General features: G+C 67.9%; 20 protein-coding genes and 1 pseudogene. 1 reads left to right on the top strand and 20 read right to left on the bottom strand.

Going from position 1 to position 22,203, the window contains the following annotated elements:
* Window positions 1–147: 147 nt before the first annotated feature.
* From K206_RS0103390 to K206_RS0103355, 8 genes are all read right to left on the bottom strand, one after another.
* Window positions 148–1,932: an acyl-CoA dehydrogenase gene (locus K206_RS0103390; protein WP_020201002.1), complete on the bottom strand. Its 1,785-nt coding sequence runs from the start codon at window positions 1,930–1,932 to the stop codon at window positions 148–150.
* An 89-nt stretch (window positions 1,933–2,021) separates the two neighbouring features.
* A complete protein-coding gene (locus K206_RS0103385; RefSeq protein WP_020201001.1) occupies window positions 2,022–2,957 on the bottom strand; it encodes an electron transfer flavoprotein subunit alpha/FixB family protein in 936 nt (311 codons plus the stop codon).
* Window positions 2,958–2,974: 17 nt separating this feature from the next.
* Complete coding sequence (locus K206_RS0103380; protein ID WP_020201000.1) at window positions 2,975–3,724, bottom strand: electron transfer flavoprotein subunit beta/FixA family protein; 750 nt, start codon at window positions 3,722–3,724, stop codon at window positions 2,975–2,977.
* 204 nt (window positions 3,725–3,928) lie between these two features.
* Complete coding sequence (locus K206_RS0103375) at window positions 3,929–4,726, bottom strand: MetQ/NlpA family ABC transporter substrate-binding protein (protein ID WP_020200999.1); 798 nt, start codon at window positions 4,724–4,726, stop codon at window positions 3,929–3,931.
* Window positions 4,727–4,809: 83 nt separating this feature from the next.
* Window positions 4,810–5,463 carry a methionine ABC transporter permease gene (locus K206_RS0103370; RefSeq protein WP_029043184.1) on the bottom strand — a complete coding sequence of 218 codons (654 nt, stop codon included), beginning with the start codon at window positions 5,461–5,463 and terminating at the stop codon, window positions 4,810–4,812.
* Window positions 5,453–6,487 carry a methionine ABC transporter ATP-binding protein gene (locus K206_RS0103365; protein WP_020200997.1) on the bottom strand — a complete coding sequence of 345 codons (1,035 nt, stop codon included), beginning with the start codon at window positions 6,485–6,487 and terminating at the stop codon, window positions 5,453–5,455. Before K206_RS0103365 ends, K206_RS0103370 begins: the two co-directional genes overlap by 11 nt.
* A gap of 160 nt (window positions 6,488–6,647) precedes the next feature.
* A complete protein-coding gene (locus K206_RS0103360; protein ID WP_020200996.1) occupies window positions 6,648–7,451 on the bottom strand; it encodes an enoyl-CoA hydratase in 804 nt (267 codons plus the stop codon).
* A 28-nt stretch (window positions 7,452–7,479) separates the two neighbouring features.
* Window positions 7,480–8,403 carry a histone deacetylase family protein gene (locus tag K206_RS0103355; RefSeq protein WP_020200995.1) on the bottom strand — a complete coding sequence of 308 codons (924 nt, stop codon included), beginning with the start codon at window positions 8,401–8,403 and terminating at the stop codon, window positions 7,480–7,482.
* 117 nt (window positions 8,404–8,520) lie between these two features.
* Between K206_RS0103355 and mltB the strand changes: the two genes are divergently transcribed.
* Window positions 8,521–9,627: a lytic murein transglycosylase B gene (mltB, locus tag K206_RS0103350; RefSeq protein WP_020200994.1), complete on the top strand. Its 1,107-nt coding sequence runs from the start codon at window positions 8,521–8,523 to the stop codon at window positions 9,625–9,627.
* Window positions 9,628–9,750: 123 nt separating this feature from the next.
* Here mltB and cysM read toward each other — a convergent pair whose 3' ends face one another.
* The 12 genes and pseudogenes from cysM to K206_RS0103290 all read right to left on the bottom strand — a co-directional run.
* On the bottom strand, window positions 9,751–10,653 hold the full coding sequence (cysM, locus tag K206_RS0103345) for a cysteine synthase CysM (RefSeq protein WP_020200993.1): 903 nt from the start codon (window positions 10,651–10,653) through the stop codon (window positions 9,751–9,753).
* Window positions 10,654–10,778: 125 nt separating this feature from the next.
* Window positions 10,779–12,086 carry a solute carrier family 23 protein gene (locus K206_RS0103340; protein WP_029043183.1) on the bottom strand — a complete coding sequence of 436 codons (1,308 nt, stop codon included), beginning with the start codon at window positions 12,084–12,086 and terminating at the stop codon, window positions 10,779–10,781.
* 323 nt (window positions 12,087–12,409) lie between these two features.
* Window positions 12,410–12,823 carry a helix-hairpin-helix domain-containing protein gene (locus K206_RS37415; RefSeq protein WP_155887933.1) on the bottom strand — a complete coding sequence of 138 codons (414 nt, stop codon included), beginning with the start codon at window positions 12,821–12,823 and terminating at the stop codon, window positions 12,410–12,412.
* Between the two features lie 361 nt (window positions 12,824–13,184).
* On the bottom strand, window positions 13,185–14,180 hold the full coding sequence (gene rfaD / locus K206_RS0103330; protein ID WP_020200990.1) for an ADP-glyceromanno-heptose 6-epimerase: 996 nt from the start codon (window positions 14,178–14,180) through the stop codon (window positions 13,185–13,187).
* The gene (rfaE1, locus tag K206_RS37410; RefSeq protein ID WP_020200989.1) at window positions 14,177–15,169 is read right to left on the bottom strand and encodes a D-glycero-beta-D-manno-heptose-7-phosphate kinase; all 993 of its coding nucleotides are present in this window, start codon (window positions 15,167–15,169) and stop codon (window positions 14,177–14,179) included. The genes rfaD and rfaE1 overlap by 4 nt, the downstream gene beginning before the upstream one ends.
* Before the next feature lie 69 nt (window positions 15,170–15,238).
* Window positions 15,239–16,612 carry a UDP-glucose/GDP-mannose dehydrogenase family protein gene (locus tag K206_RS0103320; RefSeq protein WP_020200988.1) on the bottom strand — a complete coding sequence of 458 codons (1,374 nt, stop codon included), beginning with the start codon at window positions 16,610–16,612 and terminating at the stop codon, window positions 15,239–15,241.
* 42 nt (window positions 16,613–16,654) lie between these two features.
* Window positions 16,655–17,929: a lipopolysaccharide assembly protein LapB gene (gene lapB, locus K206_RS0103315; protein WP_020200987.1), complete on the bottom strand. Its 1,275-nt coding sequence runs from the start codon at window positions 17,927–17,929 to the stop codon at window positions 16,655–16,657.
* Window positions 17,930–17,932: 3 nt separating this feature from the next.
* Window positions 17,933–18,259, bottom strand: coding sequence for a lipopolysaccharide assembly protein LapA domain-containing protein (locus K206_RS0103310; protein ID WP_020200986.1), 327 nt, complete (start codon window positions 18,257–18,259; stop codon window positions 17,933–17,935).
* A gap of 241 nt (window positions 18,260–18,500) precedes the next feature.
* A complete protein-coding gene (locus K206_RS0103305; RefSeq protein WP_043365284.1) occupies window positions 18,501–18,989 on the bottom strand; it encodes an integration host factor subunit beta in 489 nt (162 codons plus the stop codon).
* A 30-nt stretch (window positions 18,990–19,019) separates the two neighbouring features.
* Window positions 19,020–20,714: a 30S ribosomal protein S1 gene (rpsA, locus tag K206_RS0103300; RefSeq protein ID WP_020200984.1), complete on the bottom strand. Its 1,695-nt coding sequence runs from the start codon at window positions 20,712–20,714 to the stop codon at window positions 19,020–19,022.
* A gap of 148 nt (window positions 20,715–20,862) precedes the next feature.
* On the bottom strand, window positions 20,863–21,525 hold the full coding sequence (gene cmk, locus K206_RS0103295) for a (d)CMP kinase (RefSeq protein ID WP_020200983.1): 663 nt from the start codon (window positions 21,523–21,525) through the stop codon (window positions 20,863–20,865).
* A gap of 143 nt (window positions 21,526–21,668) precedes the next feature.
* Window positions 21,669–22,203: pseudogene (locus K206_RS0103290) on the bottom strand (3-phosphoshikimate 1-carboxyvinyltransferase); the annotation flags it as partial.

Below are 22,203 nucleotides of genomic sequence, written 5' to 3'. Positions count from 1 at the left end.
TTGCGGTCTTCCTTCTCCGGTCTGCACGCCGCGTGCGGGAAAGGGAAGCAACCCCTCGGCACGCGGCGCGTTAAACGGCGCTTTATCAGCAAAAAGGGCGACCCTTTCGGGGCCGCCCTTCTTGTTTCTACCGCACCGCCACCGCCGTCAGAACTGCGCTTCGCTCAAGGCATTGACCGGCGCCGCGCCGGCCACGATGGCATCGCGCAAACCCGATGCCTGCGACAGGATGTGCTCGGCGAAGAAATGCGCCGTGGCGATCTTGGCGCCGTGGAACGCCGCGTCCTCGCCGTGCTTCGCCTGCGCGGCCAGCATCGCGCGGGCGAGCTGCCAGCCCGAGAACACGATGCCGCACAGCTTCAGGTAAGGCACGCTGCCGGCGAACACCGCGTTGGGGTCCGTCTTGGCATGGCCGGCCACGAACGCCACCGCGGCTTCGAGCGCCGCGCGGCCCCGCGCCAGTTGCGCCTGCACCGCCACGAAGGCCGCGCCGCCCTGCTTACCCAGCGCGGCCTCGGTCTCGGCGATCTGCGCGCAGATCGCGCGCGCGGTCGCGCCGCCGTCGCGCGCGGTCTTGCGCCCGACCAGGTCGTTGGCCTGGATGGCGGTGGTGCCTTCGTAGATCGGCAGGATGCGCGCGTCGCGGTAGTGCTGCGCGGCGCCGGTCTCCTCGATGAAGCCCATGCCGCCGTGCACCTGCACGCCGAGGCTGGTGACTTCGATCGACAGCTCGGTGCTCCAGCCCTTGACGACGGGAACCAGGAACTCGTAGAAGGCCTGGGACTGCCGGCGCACGGCCTCGTCCGGGTGCCGGTGCGCGGTGTCGCACGCGCCCGCGGCCACGTAGGCCACCGCGCGCGCGCCTTCGGTCAGCGCGCGCATGGTCATCAGCATGCGCTTGACGTCGGGATGGTGGATGATGGTGACCGCCTCGCGCGCGGAGCCGTCGACCGGGCGGCTCTGCACGCGCTCGCGGGCGAAGGCCACGGCCTGCTGGTAGGCGCGCTCGGACACCGCCACGCCCTGCATGCCGACCGAGAAGCGCGCCGAGTTCATCATGATGAACATGTACTCGAGGCCGCGGTTCTCCTCGCCCACCAGCGTGCCGATGGCGCCGCCGTGGTCGCCGAACTGCAGCACGGCGGTGGGGCTGGCCTTGATGCCGAGCTTGTGCTCGATCGACACGCAGTGCACGTCGTTGCGCGCGCCGGTGGAGCCGTCTTCGTTGACCAGGAACTTGGGCACGATGAACAGCGAGATGCCCTTCACGCCCTCGGGCGCATCGGGCGTGCGCGCCAGCACGAGATGGACGATGTTCTGTGCCATGTCGTGCTCGCCGTAGGTGATGAAGATCTTGGTGCCGAACACCTTGTAGGTGCCGTCGCCCTGCGGCTCGGCGCGCGTGCGCACCGCGGCCAGGTCCGAGCCGGCCTGCGGCTCGGTCAGGTTCATGGTGCCAGTCCACTCGCCCGAGATCAGCCTGGGCAGGAAGACGGCCTTCTGCGCGTCGCTGCCGGCGGTGAGCAGCGCCTCGATGGCGCCGTCGGTCAGCAGCGGGCACAGCGCGAACGACAGGTTGGCGCTGTTGAGCATCTCGTTGCAGGCGGTGGCGATCAGCTTGGGCAGGCCCTGGCCGCCGAAGTCCGGCGAATGCAGCACGCCCTGCCAGCCGCCTTCGGCGAACTGGCGGAAGGCTTCCTTGAAGCCGGCCGTGGTCGTCACCACGCCGTCCTTCCAGCTGCTGGGGGCGGTGTCGCCGATGCGGTTGAGCGGCGCCACCACCTGCTCGTTGAACTTGGCCGCCTCGTCGAGCACCGCCTGCGCCGTCTCCGGCGTGGCGTCCTCGAAACCGGGCAGCTTGCTGACTGCGTCGAGGCCAGCCAGTTCGTTCATCACGAACAGCATGTCCTTGAGCGGGGCACGATAGGTCATCGATGTCTCCGGGTATGTATGAAAAAGCCGTTCGCGGGCGGACCCGGAACGGCTTGCACTTTCTGGCCGGGCCCTGCGGGCCCGCGCGATCAGCCCAGCGCCGCCACCAGTTCCGGCACGACGGTGTTCAGGTCGCCGACCAGGCCGTAGTCGGCCACCGAGAAGATCGGCGCCTCGGCGTCCTTGTTGATCGCCACGATCACCTTGGAGTCCTTCATGCCGGCCAGATGCTGGATCGCGCCCGAGATGCCGACGGCGATGTACAGCTGCGGCGCGACGATCTTGCCGGTCTGCCCGACCTGGTAGTCGTTCGGCACGAAGCCGGCGTCCACCGCGGCGCGCGAGGCGCCCATCGCGGCGTTCAGCTTGTCGGCCAGCGGCGTCAGCACCTTGGTGTAGTTCTCGCCCGAGCCCACGCCGCGGCCGCCGGACACGATGATCTTGGCGGCGGTCAGTTCCGGGCGGTCGCTCTTGGTGACTTCGCGCGAGACGAATTGCGAGATACCCGTGTCGGCCACGGCCGGCAGGTTCTCCACGGCGGCCGAGCCGCCTTCGGTGGCGGCGGCGTCGAAGCCGGTGCCGCGCACGGTGATGACCTTGACCTTGTCCGACGACTGCACGATCGAGATCGCGTTGCCGGCGTAGATCGGGCGCTCGAAGGTGTCCGGGCTGTCGACCTTGGTGATGTCCGACAGTTGGGCCACGTCCAGCTTGGCGGCCACGCGCGGCAGGATGTTCTTGCCGTAGGCGGTGGCGGGCGCCAGGATGTGGCTGTAGTCGCTGGCGATGGCCAGCACCTGCTCGGCGATGTTCTCGGCCAGGCCGTCGCCGAAGTACGGCGCGTCGGCCAGCAGCACCTTGGCCACGCCGGCGATCTTGGCGGCGGCCTCGGCGGCGGCCTTGGCATTGGCGCCGGCAACCAGCACGTGGACGTCGCCGCCGCACTGGACGGCCGCGGTCACGGTGTTCAGCGTGGCCGACTTGATGGATTGGTTGTCGTGTTCAGCAATGACGAGTGCAGTCATGTTTTATCTCCTGGCGCTCAGATGACCTTGGCTTCGTTCTTCAGCTTCTGCACCAGCGTCGCGACGTCCGGCACCATCACACCCGCGCTGCGCTTGGGCGGCTCGACGACCTTGACGGTCTTCAGGCGCGGCGCGACGTCGACGCCGAGGTCCTCGGGCTTGACGGTCTCGAGCGGCTTCTTCTTGGCCTTCATGATGTTGGGCAGCGTGACGTAGCGCGGCTCGTTCAGGCGCAGGTCGGTGGTGACCACCGCCGGCAGCTTGAGCGACAGCGTTTCCAGGCCGCCGTCCACTTCGCGCGTCACCGAGGCCCGGCCATCGGCGACCGTCACCTTGGAGGCGAAGGTGGCTTGCGGCAGGCCCGCCAGCGCGGCCAGCATCTGGCCGGTCTGGTTGGAGTCGTCGTCGATGGCCTGCTTGCCCAGGATCACCAGCTGCGGCTGTTCCTTCTCGACCAGTGCCTTGAGCAGCTTGGCCACGGCCAGCGGCTGCAGGTCTTCGTTCGACTCGACCAGGATGCCGCGGTCGGCGCCGATCGCCATCGCGGTGCGCAGGGTTTCCTGGCATTGCGCCACGCCGCACGACACGGCGATCACCTCGGTCGCCACGCCGGCTTCCTTCAGGCGCACCGCTTCTTCCACGGCGATTTCGTCAAACGGGTTCATGCTCATCTTGACGTTGGCCAGATCCACGCCCGTGCCGTCCGACTTGACCCGGACCTTGACGTTGTAATCCACCACGCGCTTGACTGCGACGAGTACTTTCATGCGCTCACTCCACTGATAGTCGATAGTCAGAAATTTGGTTCGCCCGCCATTATAACCACCGGGTCGGCGGCCTTCTTGTTTTTCGAACGGTCGTACTATTTTATCGGCAAAGAATTGCCGGGCATAGCCCGGCAGCGTGAAAACCTCGCGCCATTGTGCCGCGGACTGCCCAGCGGCACGCCGGTCTGCGGGTTTTTCTCCAACTTACCAGGCGGTAATCACCGAATCCTTGTACGTGCTCAGCACGTACTGCTTGACCTCGGGCGAGTGGTAGGCCTTCACCAGCTTGGCCACCCACGGCTTGTTCCGGTCGGCCTCGCGGATGGCGATCAGGTTGGCATAGGGGCCCTTCGGGCCTTCCATCGCGATCGCGTCCTTGGTCGGCGACAGGCCGGCGGACTCGGCATAGTTGCCGTTGATGGCGGCGGCGTCGAGGTCGTCCAGCGAGCGCGGCAACTGGGCCGCGTCCAGTTCCACGATCCTGATCTTCTTCGGGTTGGACACGATGTCCAGCGGCGTGGCCTTCAGGCCGGCATCCGGGCGCAGCTTGATGATGCCCTTGCTCTGCAGCAGCAGCAGGCCGCGGCCGCCGTTGGTGGGGTCGTTGGGCACGCCCACGCGCGCGCCGTCCTTGAGCTGGTCGAGCGACTTGAGCTTCTTCGAGTACACGCCCATCGGGAAGGTCACGGTGAAGCCGACGTGGGTGAACTTGTAGCCGCGGTCCTTGATCTGCGCTTCCAGGTACGGCAGGTGCTGGTAGCTGTTGGCGTCGAGGTCGCCCGCGGCCAGCGCGGCGTTGGGCTGGATGTAGTCGCTGAACTCCACCAGCTGGATGTTGAGGCCGTCCCTGGCCGCGACCTTCTTCACCTGCTCCATGATCTGGGCGTGCGGGCCGCCCGTGACGCCGACCTTGATCGGCTTTTCCTGCGCGATGGCGCCGGTGGCGAAGGCGGCGCCGATGGCGGCGCCGGCGATCCATTGCAGCACGTTGCGACGTTGCATGACTGGCTTCCTTGTTTCCCGAATGCTCTGATTGCCGGTTTTCTTCCGCATGTCCCGGCGCTGACTTATCGCTTGCCTATCGCTTACTTATGGCTGATGCGCCGCACCAGCCAGTCGCCGAAGCTCTGCACCGCCTGCACGAAGACGATCAGGATCAGCACCACCGCCACCATCACCTCGGTGATGTAGCGCTGGTAGCCGTAGCGGATGCCGAGGTCGCCCAGCCCGCCGCCGCCGATGGCGCCGGCCATCGCCGAGTAGCCCACCAGGCTGACGAAGGTGATGGTCAGGCCCGCCACGATGCCGGGCATGGCCTCGGGCAGCAGCACCTTCATGACGATCTGGCCGGTGGTCGCGCCCATCGACTGGGCCGCTTCCACCAGGCCCTTGTCGACTTCGCGCAGCGCGCTTTCCACCAGCCGCGCGATGAACGGGATCGCGGCGATGGTCAGCGGCACCACGGCCGCCGTGGTGCCGATCGACGAGCCGACGATGAAGCGAGTAAACGGGATCACCACCACCAGCAGGATGATGAACGGGATCGAGCGCACCGCGTTGACCACCACGCCAATGGTGCGGTTGAACAGCGGGTGCGACAGCACGCCGCCGCGGTTGGTCAGGTGCAGCAGCACGCCCAGCGGCACGCCGAACAGCGCCCCGACCACGCCCGAGATGCCCACCATCAGCAGGGTCTCGTTGAACGAGGTCAGGAACAGGTCAAACATTTCAGACCACATGCTCGATCTCCTCCACTACCACGCCTTGCTCCTGCAGGAAGGCCATCGCGGCCTTGACGTCGGCCGGCTCGCCGGTGGCCATGATGGCCAGCGAGCCGAAGGCCTGCCCCTGGATCTCGTCGATGTGCCCGTGCAGGATGTTGAAGTCCAGCCCGTGGCGGCGGATGGCCTGGGCCAGCACCGGCTGGTCCACGCCGGCGCCGGTGAAGGCGAGGCGGTAGACGTGGTCGCGGCCGTTGCCGAGCCGGCTTTCCACGCGCTTGAGCACGCTCGCCGGCAGCTCCTGCGCGATCACGTCGCCGATCATGGCGCGCGTGACCTCGTGCTGCGGGCGCAGGAAGACGTCGATCACGCGGCCGCTTTCCACCACCTGCCCGGCTTCGAGCACGGCCACGCGGTCGCACACCTGTTTGATCACTTCCATCTGGTGCGTGATCATGACGATGGTCAGGCCCAGGTCGCGGTTGATCTGGCGCAGCAGCTCCAGGATGGCGCGCGTGGTTTCCGGGTCGAGCGCCGAGGTGGCCTCGTCGGACAGCAGCACCTTGGGCTTGCTCGCCAGCGCGCGGGCGATGCCCACGCGCTGCTTCTGCCCGCCGCTGATCTGGGCGGGATAGCGGTCCTTCAGCGCCGACAGGCCGACCAGATCCAGCAGCGGCAGCACCGTCGCGGAGATCTCGCTCCTGGACTTGCCGGCCAGCTCCAGTGGCAGCGCCACGTTGTCGTACACGGTGCGCGACGACAGCAGGTTGAAATGCTGGAAGATCATGCCGATGTCGCGGCGGGCCTGGCGCAGCGCGCCGCTGCCGAGCGCGGTCAGGTCCTGGCCGGCGACGATCACGCGGCCGGCGCTGGGCCGGTTGAGCAGGTTGATGGCGCGCACCAGCGTGCTCTTGCCGGCGCCGCTGCGGCCGATGATGCCGAAGACCTCGCCGGGGGCGATGGACAGGCTGACATCCCGCAATGCATGCACTTCGCCCGACCCGCCGGGAAAGCGCTGCGATAGACCTTGCAGTTCGATCATGTGAAATGAAAACGGCAACAGGCGAGAAATGTCTCAAGCGCTGTTGCCGCATCTTGTTTTTTTGGCGAAGCTCGCATTTTAAGCGATCCGCTTCATACCAGAAACGACTTTTTGCCGATGTCTTTATATGTTCACGGCATATGGAACGGCAAAAAGCTGCTTAGGCGCCCCGCCACGAAGGGGGCCGCTTGTCCAGGAAGGCCTGCACGCCTTCCAGTGCCGCGTCGTCCATCATGTTGCAGGCCATCGTCTGGCCGGCCAGCTGGTAGGCCGCCTCGATACCCATCTCCAGTTGGCGGTAGAACAGCCCCTTGCCGGCGGCCACCGCCGCGGCCGGCTTGGCGCAGATGCTGGCGGCCAGACGCGCGACCTCGGCGTCAAGCGCGTCGGCCGGCACCACGCGGTTGACCAGGCCGCGCTCGCGCGCCTGTGCCGCATCGATCATGTCGCCGGTCAGCAGCATCTCCAGCGCCTGCTTGCGCGAGACGTCGCGCGACAGCGCCACGCCCGGCGTCGAGCAGAACAGGCCGAGGTTGACGCCGGACACCGCGAAGCGGGCGTCGTCGGCCGCCACCGCCAGGTCGCACATCGCCACCAGCTGGCAGCCGGCGGCGGTGGCGATGCCCTGCACGCGCGCGATCACCGGCTGCGGCATCTTGTGGATCGCCATCATCATGCGCGTGCAGCGGTCGAACAGCGCGCGGTAGTAGGCATGCGACGGGCTGGCGCGCATCTCGCGCAGGTCGTGGCCGGCGCAGAAGGCGCGCCCGGCCCCGGCCAGCACCACCACGCGCACGGCGGGATCGGCGGCGATGCGGGAGAACGCGGCGGCGAGCGCGTCGAGCAGGCCCTCGGACAAGGCGTTGAAGGCCTCGGGGCGGTTCATGGTCAGCCGCAGCACGCCCGCGGCGTCCAGGCTCTCGGCCAGCAGCGGCGTGGCCGCGCGGTTGTCGGTTTCTGCCATGCCGGCGGTCTCCTGTATTTGCTGTTTCTTATTGTTCGAGCAGCACCTTGAGGTGCGCCAGCACGCTGCGCCCGAGCGCGCTGAGGTTGTAGCCGCCCTCCAGGCAACTGACGATGCGCCCGCTGGCGTGGGCGCGGGCCACTTCCATCAGTTGCGCGGTGATCCAGGCGTAGTCCTGCTCGACCAGGCCCATCTGCCCGAGGTCGTCCTCGCGGTGGGCATCGAAGCCCGCCGAGATGAACAGCATCTGCGGCTTGAAGTCGTGCAGGCGCGGCAGCCAGATCGTCTCCACCACCTCGCGCACCGCCAGCCCGTTGGTATAGGCCGGCAGCGGGATGTTCGACATGTTGGCGGCGATGTGCTCGGTGCCGCTGTAGGGATAGAACGGGTGCTGGAAGAAGCTGCACATCAGCACCCGCTGGTCGCAGCGGAACGCCGCCTCGGTGCCGTTGCCGTGGTGCACGTCGAAATCGACGATGGCCACCCGCTCCAGCCCGTGCGCGGCCAGCGCGTGGCGCGCCGCCACCGCCACGTTGTTGTAGAAGCAGAAGCCCATCGCGCGGTCCGGCTCGGCGTGGTGGCCGGGCGGGCGCACGCAGCAGAAGGCGTTCTCGATCTCGCCGGCGATCACCGCGTCGGTGGCGGCCACGGCGGCGCCGGCGGCCAGCCCGGCGGCGGCCAGCGTGTGGCTGTTCATCAGCGTGTCGGGATCGATCGGGTGATAGCCGCTGGCGGGGCTGGCGGCGGCCAGGCTGGCGACGTATTCCGGCCGGTGCACGCGCCCGATCTGCTCGGCCGTGGCGGGCGGGGCTTCGCGCCGGTCCAGCAGGCCATCCATGCCGTGCGAGATCAACTGGTCCTCGATGGCCTGCAGGCGCTCCGGGCATTCCGGATGAAAATGCCCCATCTCATGCAGCAGGAATTCGGGATGCGTGTAGAAGCCTGTCGGCATGTCTTCTTGCTTTATGGTTGTCTCCAATCGCTACGTTAGCACATGCCGGCGCGGCCACCCAGCGGGGCGCCGCGCGCGCACCATCCGCTATACTCGCAGCGACTTGCAAAGGACACCATGACCGACATCCAGCGCTCCTTGCGCCGCCCCTTGCTGGGCGCCGCGCTTTCCGCTGCCGCATTGAGCTTGTGCGGCGTCTCCCCCGCCCTGCTTGCGGCCGGCAAGCGCCGCGTGAGCGTGCGCGAAGAAGAGATCGAGCCGGGCCGCTACCGCGACAACCCCAGGAGCCGCGCGTTCATCGACGACATGGTGGCGCGCCACGGCTTCCCGCGCGCCACGCTCGAAGACTGGTTCGGCCAGACCGTCTATTCGTCCACGGTGGCGCGCCTGATCATGCCGCCGGCCACGCCGGGGCGCAAAAGCTGGCGCGCCTACCGCTCGCGCTTCATCGAGCCGATCCGCATCAACGCCGGCGTGCGCTTCTGGCAGCAGAACCGCGACACGCTGCGCCGCGCCGAGGCCGAGTTCGGCGTGCCGGCCTCGGTGATCGTCGGCATCATCGGCGTGGAGACCATCTACGGGCGCGACATGGGCACGTTCCGCGTGATCGACTCGCTCTCCACGCTGGCCTTCGACTACCCCGACACGCCCAACCGCGAGGCCCGCACCACGCTGTTCCGCAACCAGCTCTCCGACTACCTGCTGTGGTGCCGCGACACCGGCACCGACGTGTTCTCGGTGCTGGGCTCCTACGCCGGCGCGATCGGCATCCCGCAGTTCATGCCCACCAGCCTGCGCGAGTACGCCATCGACTACGACGGCGACGGCCACATCGACCTGCGCAACAGCCCCACCGACGCCATCGGCAGCGTGGGCCGCTTCCTGCAGCTGCACGGCTGGGAACAGGGCCGCCCGGTGGCGTGGCGCATCGCGCCCGACGAAGGCAGCCGCGGCATCGCCACGGCCGCGGCCGACGGCGAGCCCTGGCCGACCCGCACGCTCAGCCAGTTGCTCAAGGCCGGCCTGCGCGTGGACGAGCCGATCGACCTCGCGCGCGAAGGCGAGACCGGCGTGCTGGTGGTGGACCTGCCCACGCCGGGCGAGACCACCGACTACATGCTGGGCCTGCGCAATTTCTACGTGCTCACGCGCTACAACCGCAGCTTCTTCTACGCGCTGGCGGTGTACCAGCTCGGCGAAGCGGTCAAGGCGGCGATGGCCTGACGCCAGTCGCCGCCGCCGGCAAACAAAAAGCCCCGCTGCCATGAGCGGGGCTTTTTGCTGGCGCGCGCGCTGTGCGCGCTGTGCGCGATGTGTGCGATGCGCGCGATGCCTGTGGCGCGGGCCTCAGGCCGGGAACACCCCGGTGGACAGATAGCGGTCGCCGCGGTCGCACACCACGAAGACGATGGTGGCGTTCTCCACTTCCTCGGCGATGCGCAGCGCCACGCACAGCGCGCCGGCGGCGGAGATGCCGCAGAAGATGCCTTCCTCGCGCGCCATGCGGCGCGCCATGTGCTCGGCGTCGCCCTGGCTGACCAGTTCGGTGCGGTCGATGTACTTGGGATCGTAGATCTTCGGCATGTACGCCTCCGGCCACTTGCGGATGCCGGGAATGCGCGAGCCTTCGGCCGGCTGCGCGCCGACCACCTGCACCGCGGCGCTCTGCTCCTTGAGGTAGCGCGACACGCCGGTGATGGTGCCGGTGGTGCCCATCGCCGAGACGAAGTGAGTGATACGCCCTTCGGTCTCGCGCCAGATCTCGGGGCCGGTGGTCTCGTAGTGGGCCAGCGGGTTGTCCGGGTTGGCGAACTGGTCGAGGATCACGCCGCGGCCGTCGCGCTCCATCGAGTCGGCGAGGTCGCGCGCGTACTCCATGCCGCCCTTGACCGGCGTGAGGATGATCTCGGCGCCATACGCGGCCATGCTCTGGCGGCGCTCCATGCTCAGGTCCTCGGGCATGATCAGCACCATCTTGTAGCCGCGGATGGCGGCGGCCATCGCCAGCGCGATGCCGGTGTTGCCCGAGGTGGCCTCGATCAGCGTGTCGCCCGGCTTGATGCGGCCGCGCGCCTCGGCGCGGGCGATCATCGACACCGCCGGCCGGTCCTTGACCGAGCCCGCCGGGTTGTTGCCCTCGAGCTTGCCGAGAATTACGTTGCCGCGCGGGGCGCCGGCGGCGCCGGGGATGCGCTGCAGTTGCACCAGCGGCGTATTGCCGATGGTGTCTTCGATCGTCTTGTAGGCCATGATGAGCGGGATTCCGAATGTCGGCGGACATTGTAATCCAGCCGTAATACTCGCGCCGGCAGGCGCGCCGGGCCGCCGCGGCTGCGACAGCCCGCCTCATGGCAACGCCGGCGGGACAGCAAGCGTCAGGCCTCGGCCTCGCCGCCCTTGCGCTCGCCCAGCAGGTGGTACAGCAGGATGGCACCGAAGGTGGCGGTGCCGATGCCGCCCAGCGTCATGCCGCCGAGCTTGAGGGTCAGGTCGCCGGCGGCCACGGTCAGCGTGGCGCCTACCGTGATGAGGTTGCGCGAGCTGGAGAAGTCCACCTTGTTCTCGACCCAGATGCGCCCCGCGGTGGCCGAGATCAGGCCGAACACGACGATGGTCAGGCCGCCGATCACCGGCCCCGGGATGGTCAGGATCAGCGCGCCGAACTTGGGCGAGAAGCCCAGGATGAGCGCTACCACCGCGGCCACCACGAAGATCAGCGTGGAGTAGATCCGCGTCACCGCCATCACGCCCATGTTCTCGGCGTAGGTGGTCACGCCGGTGCCGCCGCCGCCCGCCGAAATGATGGTGGCGATGCCGTCGCCGATGAACGCGCGGCCGATGTACGGGTCGAGATTGCGCCCGGTCATCACGCTGATGGCCTTGATGTGCCCGAGGTTCTCGGCCACCAGCACGATCGCCACCGGCGCGATCAGCAGCATGGCGCTGGCCTGGAACACCGGCGAAGTGAACACCGGCAGGCCGAACCAGCTCGCCGCGGCCACGCCGGAGAAGTCGATGGCCTTGCCCAGCCCCATGAGGTTGGTGCAGACGCAGTACAGCAGGTAGCCGAACAGCCCGCCGACCAGCACCGGCAGGCGGCGCAGCATGCCCGGCGCGTGCACCGCCACCAGGCCCACCGCCAGCACCGTGGCCAGGCCGACCCAGGTGTCGAGCGCCGCGCCGCTCACGGCCTTGACCGCCACCGGCGCGAGATTCAGGCCGATGGCCGCGACGATGGCGCCCGTGACCACCGGCGGCATCAGCCGCTCCACCCAGCGGTAGCCCACCGCCTGCACCACCAGCCCGATGACGAGGTAGAGCGCGCCCGCGGCGATGATGCCGCCGAGCGCGACCGGGATGTTCGGGTTCGGGCCGCTGCCGGCATAACCGGTGGCGGCGATCACCACCGCGATGAAGGCGAAGCTCGAGCCGAGGTAGCTCGGCACCCGGCCGCGCACGCACAGGAAGAAGATCAGCGTGCCGATGCCGGAGAACAGGATCGCGATATTGGGATTGAAGCCCATCAGGATCGGCGCGATGGCGGTCGAGCCGAACATCGCCACCACGTGCTGGATGCCCGCCAGCACGGTCTGGCCGGCAGGCAGCCGCTCGTCGGGCGCGATCACGCCATGTGTCTTCAGCCGCCACCTGGGCAGGAATCCCGCGTCCTCACCATTTGCCATCGTCGAGCTCCCTTTCTTGTCCTTGGCCTGGAGATCCGGCCTGGGTTGGTTTGTCGTGGCCGCGCGGCCGGCTCGGTCCGCGCGGGCGTGCGCATGATACCGCGCGGCCGCATTCATGCGAAGCCACCGGAACTAGCACAAGCCGTACCAGCGCATGCCGGCGCGGGCATGCGGCCTTGCCACGATCGTGGTGCATGACGGCGGGAAGCCCCGGACGCGGCCGGGGCTTCGACGGTGCGCCGCGCGCCGCGCACGATGGCATACACGATGGCATGCGCGACGGCTTGCGCGATGGCACGCGGCGCGGCTCCGGGGAGCGCGGGTTACTTGAGGGCCTTGGCCGGCGCCTTCTCCGCGGGCCTGGCCTCCTTCTTCGCCACGGCCGCGGCAGCGGGCTTCGGCGCGGCGCCCGCGCCGATGGTCATGCCGGCTTCCTGCAGCCGTGCCACCGACTTCTGGCCCAGGCCCTTGACGCGGTCGGCGAGGTCGGCCGCATCCCTGAAGGGCCCGCCCTTGGCGCGCTCGGCCACGATGGTGCTGGCCGTGGCCGGGCCGATGCCCTTGAGCGTCACCAGCGTGGCCTCGTCGGCGGTGTTCACGTCGACGGCGGCATGGGCCGCGCCCGCCAGCGAAAAGCAGAGCGCAAGCGCCAGCACCGCATGCCTGGACACCAGCCTGACCGACTGCGCGAGCGAGTGCCTGATCGAGTGCGGAATCGACTGCTTGAGCGATTGCATGAGCGACCGCGTGCGTGACTGCACGAGCGATTGCATGAGCGACTGCCTGATTGCCTGATTGCGCATTGGAGATTCTCCTGTCCGTTGTGAAGGTTGCCGCGTCCTGACCGGACGCCGCAAGACCGAGGATAGAAGCGCGCGGCGCGCCTGGCGCATCCTGCAACCAAAGTTCACGTCGGCTACCAGGATGTGTCCGCGCGCGGCTCCAAAAGAAAAACGCGCGCCGAAGCGCGCGTCCAGGCTGTCAGGAAGATCAGCTTGCCGCTTGCGTTTTCCCCGCTCCCGCGTGCGGGAGAGGGGAGCAGATCGGCGGCAATCGAAGGTTCCGCGTCGATCCGGCCACGGGCCGCGGTGCGCGGCCTCAGCCCCGGCGCTGCAGCAGCCAGCGGCAGTAGCGCGACACGCCTTCCTCGACCGTGTAGAACGCATCCTTGTAGCCGGCCGCGCGCAGGCGCGACATGTCGGACTGCGTGTAGCACTGGTACTTGCCGCGCAGCGCGTCGGGGAACTTGATGTATTCCACCAGCCCTTCCTGCACCAGCTCGTCCAGGCTCAGGCGCGGCTTGTCCTCGGCTTCGCGCAGCGTGTTGACCACGGCGCTGGCGATGTCGTTGAACGGCTGCGCGTGGCCGGTGCCGAGGTTGAAGATGCCCGACTTGTCCGGATGCTCGAGGAAGAACAGATTGACCTTCACCACGTCCTCGACCGAGACGAAATCGCGCGTGTGGCCGCCGGGGCCGTAGCCGCCGTATTCGCCGAACAGCTTGACCGTGCCGTCGGCGCGGAACTGGTTGAAGTTGTGGAACGCCACCGAGGCCATGCGCCCCTTGTGCGCCTCGCGCGGGCCGTAGACGTTGAAGTAGCGGAAGCCCACGATCTGCGACAGCGCCGACGGCAGCGTGCGCCGCACCACCTGGTCGAACAGGAACTTGGAGTAGCCGTAGACGTTGAGCGGCTGCTCGTGCTCGCGGTCTTCCCGGAACACCTGCGAGGCGCCGTAGGTGGCCGCCGACGAGGCGTAGAGGAACTGCGCGCCCTGCTCCAGGCAGGCTTCCATCAGCGCGCGCGTGTAGCGGTAGTTGTTCTCCATCATGTAGCGGCCGTCGTGCTCCATCGTGTCGGAGCAGGCGCCCTCGTGGAACACCGCGCGCACCTTGCCGAAGTCGCCGCGCGCGAAACGGGCCAGGAATTCGGTCTTGTCGACGTAGTCGCGGATGTCGCAGTCGACCAGGTTGTGGAATTTCTCCGCGCGCGTCAGGTTGTCGACGGCGACGACATTGTCCTCGCCGCGGTCGTTCAGGCCCTTGACGAGGTTGCTGCCGATGAAGCCGGCCGCGCCGGTAACGATGATGGTCATGTGCGTGAGGACTCGTGCGAGCCGGAAGACGGTGCCGCGCCCTGCGCCGGCGTACCGAACAGTTCAGGATAGGTGACCACGGCGGTGCCGAGCTTGCCCACCACGATGCCGCCGGCGCGGTTGGCGTGCTGCACGGCCTCCTTGAGCGGCACGCCCGCGCCGAGCATGGTGGCGAGCGTGGCGATCACGGTGTCGCCGGCGCCCGAGACGTCGTAGACCTCGCGCGCCTGCGCTGACACGTGCAGCACTTCGGCCTCGGTGTAGAGCGTCATGCCCTCTTCCGAGCGCGTCAGCAGCAGCGCTTCCAGGTGCAGCTCGCGGCGCAGGTTCTGGGCGCGGATGGTGAGGTCGGACTCGGTCTTCCAGGCCCCCACCACGTGGCGCATCTCGGCGCGGTTGGGCGTGATCAGCGTGGCGCCGCGATAGCGCGAGTAGTCGTCGCCCTTGGGATCGACCAGCACCAGGCAGCCGGCCGCGCGGCCCGCTTCCACCATGCGGCCCACGTGCGCCAGCCCGCCCTTGCCGTAGTCGGACAGCACCAGCACCTTGTATTCCTTGACCAGGGTCTGGAAGCGCTCCTGCACGGAAAGCAGCACCTCGTGCGCGGGCGGGTTCTCGAAGTCCACGCGCAGCAGTTGCTGCTGGTGCGCCACCACGCGCAGCTTGATGGTGGTGTTGACGCTCGCGTCGCGATGCAGGTAGGGCTGCACGTGGCTGGCCGCCAGCAGGGTCTCGAGCGTGCGGCCGGGCTCGTCGTCGCCGACCACGCCGAGCATGCCGACGCTGGCGCCGAGCGCGGCCGCGTTGCGCGCCACGTTGGCCGCGCCGCCGAGGCGCTCGTCGCTGCGCTTGATCTGCACGACCGGCACCGGCGCTTCCGGCGAGATGCGCTCCACGTCGCCGAACCAGTAGCGGTCCAGCATCATGTCGCCCGTCACCAGGATGCGGGCTTGATTGATCTGTTGCAGCGGAATGTGGTTCTTGCTCATGGAATCCTTGGCAACGCGGCCCGGTCCGTCAGCCAGCGCGTCGGCTTGTTCTTCCCGTTGGTTTCTCGGTTAGCGCGTCGTGGTCGGCCGCCCGATCGCATGATATTCGATGCCTGCTTCCTGCATGGCCTCGGGCTCGTACAGATTGCGTCCGTCGAAGATGACGGGCGCCGTCAGGCGGCGCTTGATCTGGTTGAAGTCGGGGCTGCGGAAGACCTTCCATTCCGTGACGATGACCAGCGCGTCGGCGCCGTCCAGCGTGTCCATCTGCGCGTCGCTGAAATGCACGCGCGCGAAGCCGCCCTCGATGTCGGCGAGGTCCTCCTCCAGCACGCGGCGCGCCTCGGCCATCGAGATCGGGTCGTGCACGCGCAGCGCGGCGCCGCGCGACACCAGCGCGCGCGCGAGCACCCGCGACGGCGCCTCGCGCATGTCGTCGGTGTTGGGCTTGAACGCCAGGCCCCACACCGCGAAGGTGCGCCCCGCGAGATCCTCGCCGAAGCGGCGCACGATCTTGTCGGCCAGCACCTGCTTCTGCGCGTCGTTGACGGCCTCGACCGCCTCCAGCACGCGCATGGGCTTGCCGTGCGCGCTCGCGGTGCGCATCAGCGCCTGCACGTCCTTGGGAAAGCACGAGCCGCCGTAGCCGGCGCCGGCATAGAGGAAACTATAGCCGATGCGCGGATCGGAGCCGATGCCCATGCGCACCAGCTCGATGTCGGCGCCGACCTCGTCGGCCAGGTTGGCCAGCTCGTTCATGAACGAGATGCGCGTGGCCAGCATCGAGTTGGCGGCGTACTTGGTGAACTCGGCCGAGCGCACGTCCATGTAGAAGGTGCGCTCGTGGTTGCGGTTGAACGGCGCGTAGAGCTGGCGCATGATGGCCTTGGCGTGGCGGCCCGCGACGTCGGCGTCGCAGCCCAGCACGATGCGGTCGGGGCGCATGAAGTCCTCCACCGCGGCGCCTTCCTTGAGGAACTCGGGGTTGGACACCACCGAGAACTGCAGGTCTTCCAGGCTGCGCGCGGCCAGCTCGGCGCGGATCGCCTGGGCGACGCGGTCGCCGGTGCCGACCGGCACGGTCGACTTGTCCACCACCACCTTGAAGCCGGTCATGTGGCGGCCGATGTTGCGCGCCGCCGCCAGCACATACTGCAGGTCGGCCGAGCCGTCCTCGTCGGGCGGCGTGCCGACCGCGATGAACTGCACGTCGGCGTGCTCGACGCTCGCCGCCACGTCGGTGGAAAAGGTCAGCCGGCCGGCCTCGCGATTGCGCAGGATCAGTTCCTTGAGGCCCGGCTCGTAGATCGGCACGCCGCCGGCGTTGAGCAGCGCGATCTTGCGCTCGTCCACATCCAGGCAGAACACGTCGTTGCCCAGTTCGGCCAGGCAGGCCCCGGTCACTAGACCGACGTAGCCGCTGCCGATAACGGTGACTTTCATAGCTTGTACTCCAGATAGGGATTGGCGTGCGACGCCAGGGCGTCAGCCGAGTGCCTCCGAACGGCGCGGCGCGTAGGTTTCCCAACGGTTGCAGCCGGGGCATTGCCAATAGAACAACCGCGCGCGGAAACCGCATTCACGGCAGGTATAGCGGGCCAGGTTGCGCGTGCGATGCTGCAGCAGGTCGCGGATCGCCGCGACTTCCTGCGCCTGCGCGATGTCCTGGCCGGCCGCCGGCGACGCCACCGCCGCAACACCGGCGGGCACGTCGGCGGGCATATTGGCGGGCATATTGGCGGCCACATCGGCGGGCGCTTCCTGCGCCTGCGCCGCTTCGGCGGCCTGGGCCTCGAAATACTTGGTCAGCGCCAGCAGCGAAGGCTGGCGGCGCAACTGCTCGCGCATCAGCGTGGCGGCGGCCGGCGCGCCGTGCAGCTCGAGCTCGGCGCGGTAGGCGCTGTCGAGCAGCTCGGGCGCCAGGCTGGTCTTGAGCAGGCCGCGCAGCCATGCCAGGGCCTTGCCCTCGTCGCCGAGCTGGCGGTAGGCCTTGACCACGCGGTCGGCCACCAGCGGCAGGTAGGACGCATCCTGCTGCTCGATGCCGAACCAGTGGCCGAGCGCCCCGGCCACGTCGCCGGCGGCCATCGCCACGTCGCCGAGCAGCATCGGCGCGCGCACGTTCGCGGGATTTTCCTCGATGGCCTGGCGCAGCCAGCCGGTCGCCTCGTCGGGCTGCTTGCGCTGCAGAGCGTCCTGCGCCAGCTCGCAGCAGAACTGGGCGATCTGCACCTTGTAGTCCTTCTGCTCGAGCGGCTGCAGCTCGCGCGCGGCGTCGATGGCCTTCTTCCATTCCTTCTCGACTTCGTAGAGCTCGAGCAGCACGTGCTTGGCCGGCGCCGCGTAGGGGCCGGACATCAGCCGCCGCAGCGATTCCTCGGCGCGGTCCAGCAGGCCGGCGCGCAGGTAGTCCTGGCCGAGCTCGTAGAGCGCGTGCTCGCGCTCGGCGTCGGGCAGGTCCTGGCGGCTGGCCAGGTTCTGGTGCACGCGGATGGCGCGCTCGGTCTCGCCGCGGCGGCGGAACAGCGCGCCGAGCGCGAAGTGGAGCTCGGTGGTCTCGGGGTCCAGGCGCACCACTTCGATGAAGGCATCGATGGCCTGGTCGGGCTGCTCGTTGAGCAGGAAGTTCAGCCCCTTGAAATAGGAGCGGGGCAAGGCGCCCTGCTCGCTCAGGAGCTGGCGCGCGTCGAAGCGCGCGGCCATCCAGCCGAGGCCGAAGATGAGCGGCAGCGCAAGCAGCCACCAGGTTTCAAAAATCATGGCTCAGACTTTCGGGCCGACTACGTTGTAGGGAACGCCGGACGCGGCGGCCTGCGGATCGCGCGGGGATTCCGGCGGCTGGCTGCGCGCCTCGCCGAGCGCGCGCCGCAGCCGGCCCATCTCGATGCGCTGGCGCATCAGCGCCGGCGCCACCGCGGCCAGCGCGGCGACGATGCCGAGCCCGAAGGCGGCCAGCAGGATCAGGATCAGCGGCGCGCGCCAGACGGCGTCGAAGAACAGCCGCAGCGAGGCGTCGGCGGTATTGCGCAACGCCAGCACGAACAGCAGCGCGAACAGGACAATGCGGATGATCCAGGCGACAAGTTTCATGCGGACGTCAGGAGGATTTCATGCGGACTTCAGGCGGCAGGTAAGGCATCGGGCTCCGGCAATGCAGGCCGATGCGGACATCGGGCCAGCGGGCGGCGACGCCCCTCTGTGGATTTCCGGCATTGTAGCGGAATCGTCTCGCGCCAACGGTAACCTCTTGTATGCCCGCATAATGAAAAAGCGCCCCGATGCGGGGCGCTTTCTCGACTATCCAGGCATATTGCGAGCGAATCGCAGCAACTCAGGAACGGGCCAGCTTCAGCCCGGCATCGTCGTGCAGCACGCCGCCGGCGACCGCCGGCTTGGGCTGTCCGTGCGCCGTTGCCGCATGGACCGCGCCGTGGCCGTTGCCATTGGCACTGGCATTGCTGCCATTGCCATTGCCGACATGGTTGCCGCCGGCGATGGCACCAGCGCCACCGCCGCCGTTACCGGCGGCCTGTGTCACCAGGCTGCGGTCGACCCGCTCGCGCAACTCCTTGCCCGCCTTGAAGTGCGGCACCCGTTTCTCGGGCACCAGCACCCTCTCGCCGGACTTGGGGTTGCGCCCCACGCGCGGCGGACGCCGGTTCAGACCAAAACTGCCGAATCCGCGAATCTCGATGCGGTGGCCATCGGCCAACGCTTCGGACATGGCATCGAGGATCGTCTTGACCGAGATGTCCGCGTCCCGCAGCAACAACTGCGGGAACCGGGCAGCCAGTTTTTCGACAAGCTCGGACTTGGTCATGGGCATCCGCTGGCAGGAGTGAACCGATGCTTACTGGTTGTCCTGGCCGAGCTTGGCCTTCAGCAGCGCGCCCAGGTTGGTCGTGCCGGCGGTGCCGGTATCGGCCTGGAACTTCTGCATCGCTTCCTGCTGCTCTGCGCTGTCCTTGGCCTTGATCGACAGGTTGATGTTGCGCGACTTGCGGTCGACGTTCACCACCAGGGCGGTGATCTGCTCGCCTTCCTTCAGCACGTTGCGGGCATCTTCCACGCGGTCGGCCGAGATTTCGGACGCGCGCAGGTAGCCTTCCACGTCGTCAGCCAGCTGCACCACGGCGCCCTTGGCATCCACCGTCTTGATGGTGCCGTTGACCAGGGAACCCTTGTCGTTGGCCGAGATGAAGTTGTTGAACGGATCGCCCGACAGCTGCTTGATGCCCAGCGAGATGCGTTCCTTGTCGACGTCGATGCCCAGGACCACGGCTTCCACGTCGTCGCCCTTCTTGTACTTGCGCACGGCTTCTTCGCCGGTTTCCTGCCAGGACAGGTCCGACAGGTGCACCAGGCCGTCGATGCCGCCGGGCAGGCCGATGAACACGCCGAAGTCGGTGATCGACTTGATCTGGCCGGCCAGCTTGTCGCCCTTCTTGTGGTTGCGGCTGAAGTCGTCCCACGGATTGGCCTTGCACTGCTTCATGCCCAGGCTGATACGACGCTTGTCTTCGTCGATGTCGAGCACCATGACTTCGACTTCGTCGCCGAGCTGGACAACCTTGGACGGGGCCACGTTCTTGTTGGTCCAGTCCATTTCCGACACGTGCACCAGGCCTTCGATGCCGGCTTCGATCTCGACGAACGCGCCGTAGTCGGTCAGGTTGGTCACCTTGCCGAACAGGCGGGTGCTTTGCGGGTAGCGGCGCGAGATGCCGACCCACGGATCTTCGCCCAGCTGCTTCACGCCCAGCGAGACGCGATTCTTTTCCTGGTCGAACTTGAGGATCTTGGCGGTGATTTCCTGGCCGACCGACAGCACTTCGCTGGGGTGGCGGACACGGCGCCATGCCAGATCGGTGATGTGCAGCAGGCCGTCGATGCCGCCGAGGTCCACGAACGCGCCGTAGTCGGTGATGTTCTTGACGATACCGTTGACGATGGCGCCTTCCTTCAGGGTTTCCATCAGCTTCTGGCGCTCTTCGCCCAGGGTCGCTTCGACCACGGCGCGGCGCGACAGCACCACGTTGTTGCGCTTGCGATCCAGCTTGATGACCTTGAATTCCAGGGTCTTGCCTTCGTACGGCGTGGTGTCCTTGATCGGACGCACGTCGACCAGCGAGCCCGGCAGGAACGCGCGGATGCCGTTGACCATGACGGTCAGGCCGCCCTTGACCTTGCCCGTGACCGTGCCCGAGATGATCTCGCCGTCTTCCAGCGCCTTCTCGAGGTTCAGCCACGATGCCAGGCGCTTGGCCTTGTCGCGGGACAGGATGGTGTCGCCATAGCCGTTCTCGAGCGCGTCGATGGCCACGGAGACGTAGTCGCCGGCCTGCACTTCGAGTTCGCCCTGGTCGTTCAGGAACTCCTCCACCGGCACAAAGGCTTCGGACTTGAGGCCGGCGTTGACGACCACGAAGTTGTGGTCGATGCGCACGACTTCAGCGGAAATCACTTCGCCAGCCTTCATATTGGAGCGGGCGATCGATTCCTCGAACAGTGCGGCAAAGGATTCGTTAGTTTGCAGGTCGGACATAAACTTGTTTAGCAATCCGCAGTACTCGGGCCGGCGCGAGGATCGCGCTCAGTCTGCCTGGGCAGCGGGGTCAGGTTGAACAACACCGGCGGTTCCGCGCATGCGGGCGCCACCGGCACTTCGGCGCGCAGCGGTCCGGGCGCGCGGGTCAGCAACCCTGCGCGGCGTACCACTCCAGCACCTGCGCCACTGCCTGATCCACCGTCATCTCGGAGGTGTCGAGCAGCCGCGCATCCGTTGCGGGACGCAGCGGCGCGGCCGTGCGGGTGCGATCCCGCAGGTCGCGCGACTCGAGGTCACGCAAAAGGTCTTCGATATTAGCAGAAATTCCCTTATCAATCAATTGTTTATAGCGCCTGCGAGCGCGCGCCTCGACACTTGCGGTCAGGAACACCTTCAGGCGGGCGTCCGGGAAAATCACGGTGCCCATGTCGCGCCCGTCGGCGACCAGCCCGGGCAGCTTGCGGAAACCGCGCTGCAGCGCCGTCAGCGCGTCGCGCACCGGCTGGTGCACGGCGATGGCGGAGGCGCGGTTGCCGGTGGCCTCGGCGCGGATGGCCAGGCTGACCTCCTCGCCGCCGAGCCAGACCCGGTCCGGGCCGAACTTGACATCGAGGCGGGTGGCCAGTTTTGCAAGCCCCTCGACATCCTGCGCGTCGATGCCCGCCCGCTCGCTGGCGAGCGCCACCAGGCGGTACAGGGCCCCGCTGTCCAGCAAGTGGAAGCTGAGCGCATCGGCCACCTTGTGCGCTACGGTGCCCTTGCCGGAGGCGGTGGGCCCGTCGATTGTGATGACGTCGACGATAGTCATTGCTTATTGAAACAGGACAAAAATCAATCTTCCTAACAAGAGTGCCAAGAGTGCCGGCCGGCGCCGCGCGGCGCATCCTCTTACTGTGGCGCATTACGCCGCCGGCCGCTACTGGGGCAGGCGCGCACAGGCACGCGCGGTGATCAGCGCGTCACAGAGGCGAATACCTCGAAATAATCTGGGAAGGTCTTGGCCACGCAACCCGGCTCGTTGATGCGCACCGGCAGCGGGCCGAACGCGGCCAGCGAGAAGCACATCGCCATGCGGTGGTCGTCGTAGGTGTCGATGCCGGCGGCCGGCGTCTGCCATTGCGACGGCGGCGTCACCTTCAGGTAGTCCGCGCCCTCCTCCACTTCCACGCCGAGCTTGCGCAGCTCGGTGGCCATCGCGGCGATGCGGTCGGTTTCCTTGACCCGCCAGCTCGCGATGTTGGTCAGCGTGGTCGGGCCGTCGGCGAACAGCGCCGCCACCGCCAGCGTCATGGCGGCGTCCGGGATGTGGTTGCAGTCGAGCTCGATGCCGCGCAGGCGGCCGTCGTCGCGCTCGGTGCCGCGCACTTCGATCCAGTTGGCGCCGGCCATGACGTTGACGCCCATGCGGTTGAGCGCCTCGGCGAACTTCACGTCGCCCTGGATGCTCGACATGCCCACGCCTTCCACGCGCAGCGGGCCGCCGCCG

It is taken from the genome of Cupriavidus sp. WS, from assembly GCF_000395345.1.
GTDB lineage: Bacteria > Pseudomonadota > Gammaproteobacteria > Burkholderiales > Burkholderiaceae > Cupriavidus > Cupriavidus basilensis_B.
The sequence above is the reverse complement of the archived record's forward strand: the minus strand, read 5'-3'. Positions and strand labels throughout refer to the sequence as shown.

What these genes read in the sequence shown, in the direction of transcription:
- cysM (WP_020200993.1), bottom strand. Translation starts at nt 10,653, where the DNA reads ATGGCCTACAAGACGATCGAAGACACCATCGGCAATACGCCGCTGGTG.
- K206_RS0103390 (WP_020201002.1), bottom strand. Translation starts at nt 1,932, where the DNA reads ATGACCTATCGTGCCCCGCTCAAGGACATGCTGTTCGTGATGAACGAA.
- K206_RS0103375 (WP_020200999.1), bottom strand. Translation starts at nt 4,726, where the DNA reads ATGCAACGTCGCAACGTGCTGCAATGGATCGCCGGCGCCGCCATCGGC.
- K206_RS0103380 (WP_020201000.1), bottom strand. Translation starts at nt 3,724, where the DNA reads ATGAAAGTACTCGTCGCAGTCAAGCGCGTGGTGGATTACAACGTCAAG.
- rfaE1 (WP_020200989.1), bottom strand. Translation starts at nt 15,169, where the DNA reads ATGAGCAAGAACCACATTCCGCTGCAACAGATCAATCAAGCCCGCATC.
- K206_RS0103360 (WP_020200996.1), bottom strand. Translation starts at nt 7,451, where the DNA reads ATGGCAGAAACCGACAACCGCGCGGCCACGCCGCTGCTGGCCGAGAGC.
- rfaD (WP_020200990.1), bottom strand. Translation starts at nt 14,180, where the DNA reads ATGACCATCATCGTTACCGGCGCGGCCGGCTTCATCGGCAGCAACCTC.
- K206_RS0103310 (WP_020200986.1), bottom strand. Translation starts at nt 18,259, where the DNA reads ATGAAACTTGTCGCCTGGATCATCCGCATTGTCCTGTTCGCGCTGCTG.
- rpsA (WP_020200984.1), bottom strand. Translation starts at nt 20,714, where the DNA reads ATGTCCGACCTGCAAACTAACGAATCCTTTGCCGCACTGTTCGAGGAA.
- K206_RS0103305 (WP_043365284.1), bottom strand. Translation starts at nt 18,989, where the DNA reads ATGACCAAGTCCGAGCTTGTCGAAAAACTGGCTGCCCGGTTCCCGCAG.
- lapB (WP_020200987.1), bottom strand. Translation starts at nt 17,929, where the DNA reads ATGATTTTTGAAACCTGGTGGCTGCTTGCGCTGCCGCTCATCTTCGGC.
- K206_RS37415 (WP_155887933.1), bottom strand. Translation starts at nt 12,823, where the DNA reads ATGCAATCGCTCAAGCAGTCGATTCCGCACTCGATCAGGCACTCGCTC.
- mltB (WP_020200994.1), top strand. Translation starts at nt 8,521, where the DNA reads ATGACCGACATCCAGCGCTCCTTGCGCCGCCCCTTGCTGGGCGCCGCG.
- K206_RS0103355 (WP_020200995.1), bottom strand. Translation starts at nt 8,403, where the DNA reads ATGCCGACAGGCTTCTACACGCATCCCGAATTCCTGCTGCATGAGATG.
- K206_RS0103340 (WP_029043183.1), bottom strand. Translation starts at nt 12,086, where the DNA reads ATGGCAAATGGTGAGGACGCGGGATTCCTGCCCAGGTGGCGGCTGAAG.
- K206_RS0103385 (WP_020201001.1), bottom strand. Translation starts at nt 2,957, where the DNA reads ATGACTGCACTCGTCATTGCTGAACACGACAACCAATCCATCAAGTCG.
- K206_RS0103370 (WP_029043184.1), bottom strand. Translation starts at nt 5,463, where the DNA reads ATGTGGTCTGAAATGTTTGACCTGTTCCTGACCTCGTTCAACGAGACC.
- K206_RS0103320 (WP_020200988.1), bottom strand. Translation starts at nt 16,612, where the DNA reads ATGAAAGTCACCGTTATCGGCAGCGGCTACGTCGGTCTAGTGACCGGG.
- K206_RS0103365 (WP_020200997.1), bottom strand. Translation starts at nt 6,487, where the DNA reads ATGATCGAACTGCAAGGTCTATCGCAGCGCTTTCCCGGCGGGTCGGGC.
- cmk (WP_020200983.1), bottom strand. Translation starts at nt 21,525, where the DNA reads ATGACTATCGTCGACGTCATCACAATCGACGGGCCCACCGCCTCCGGC.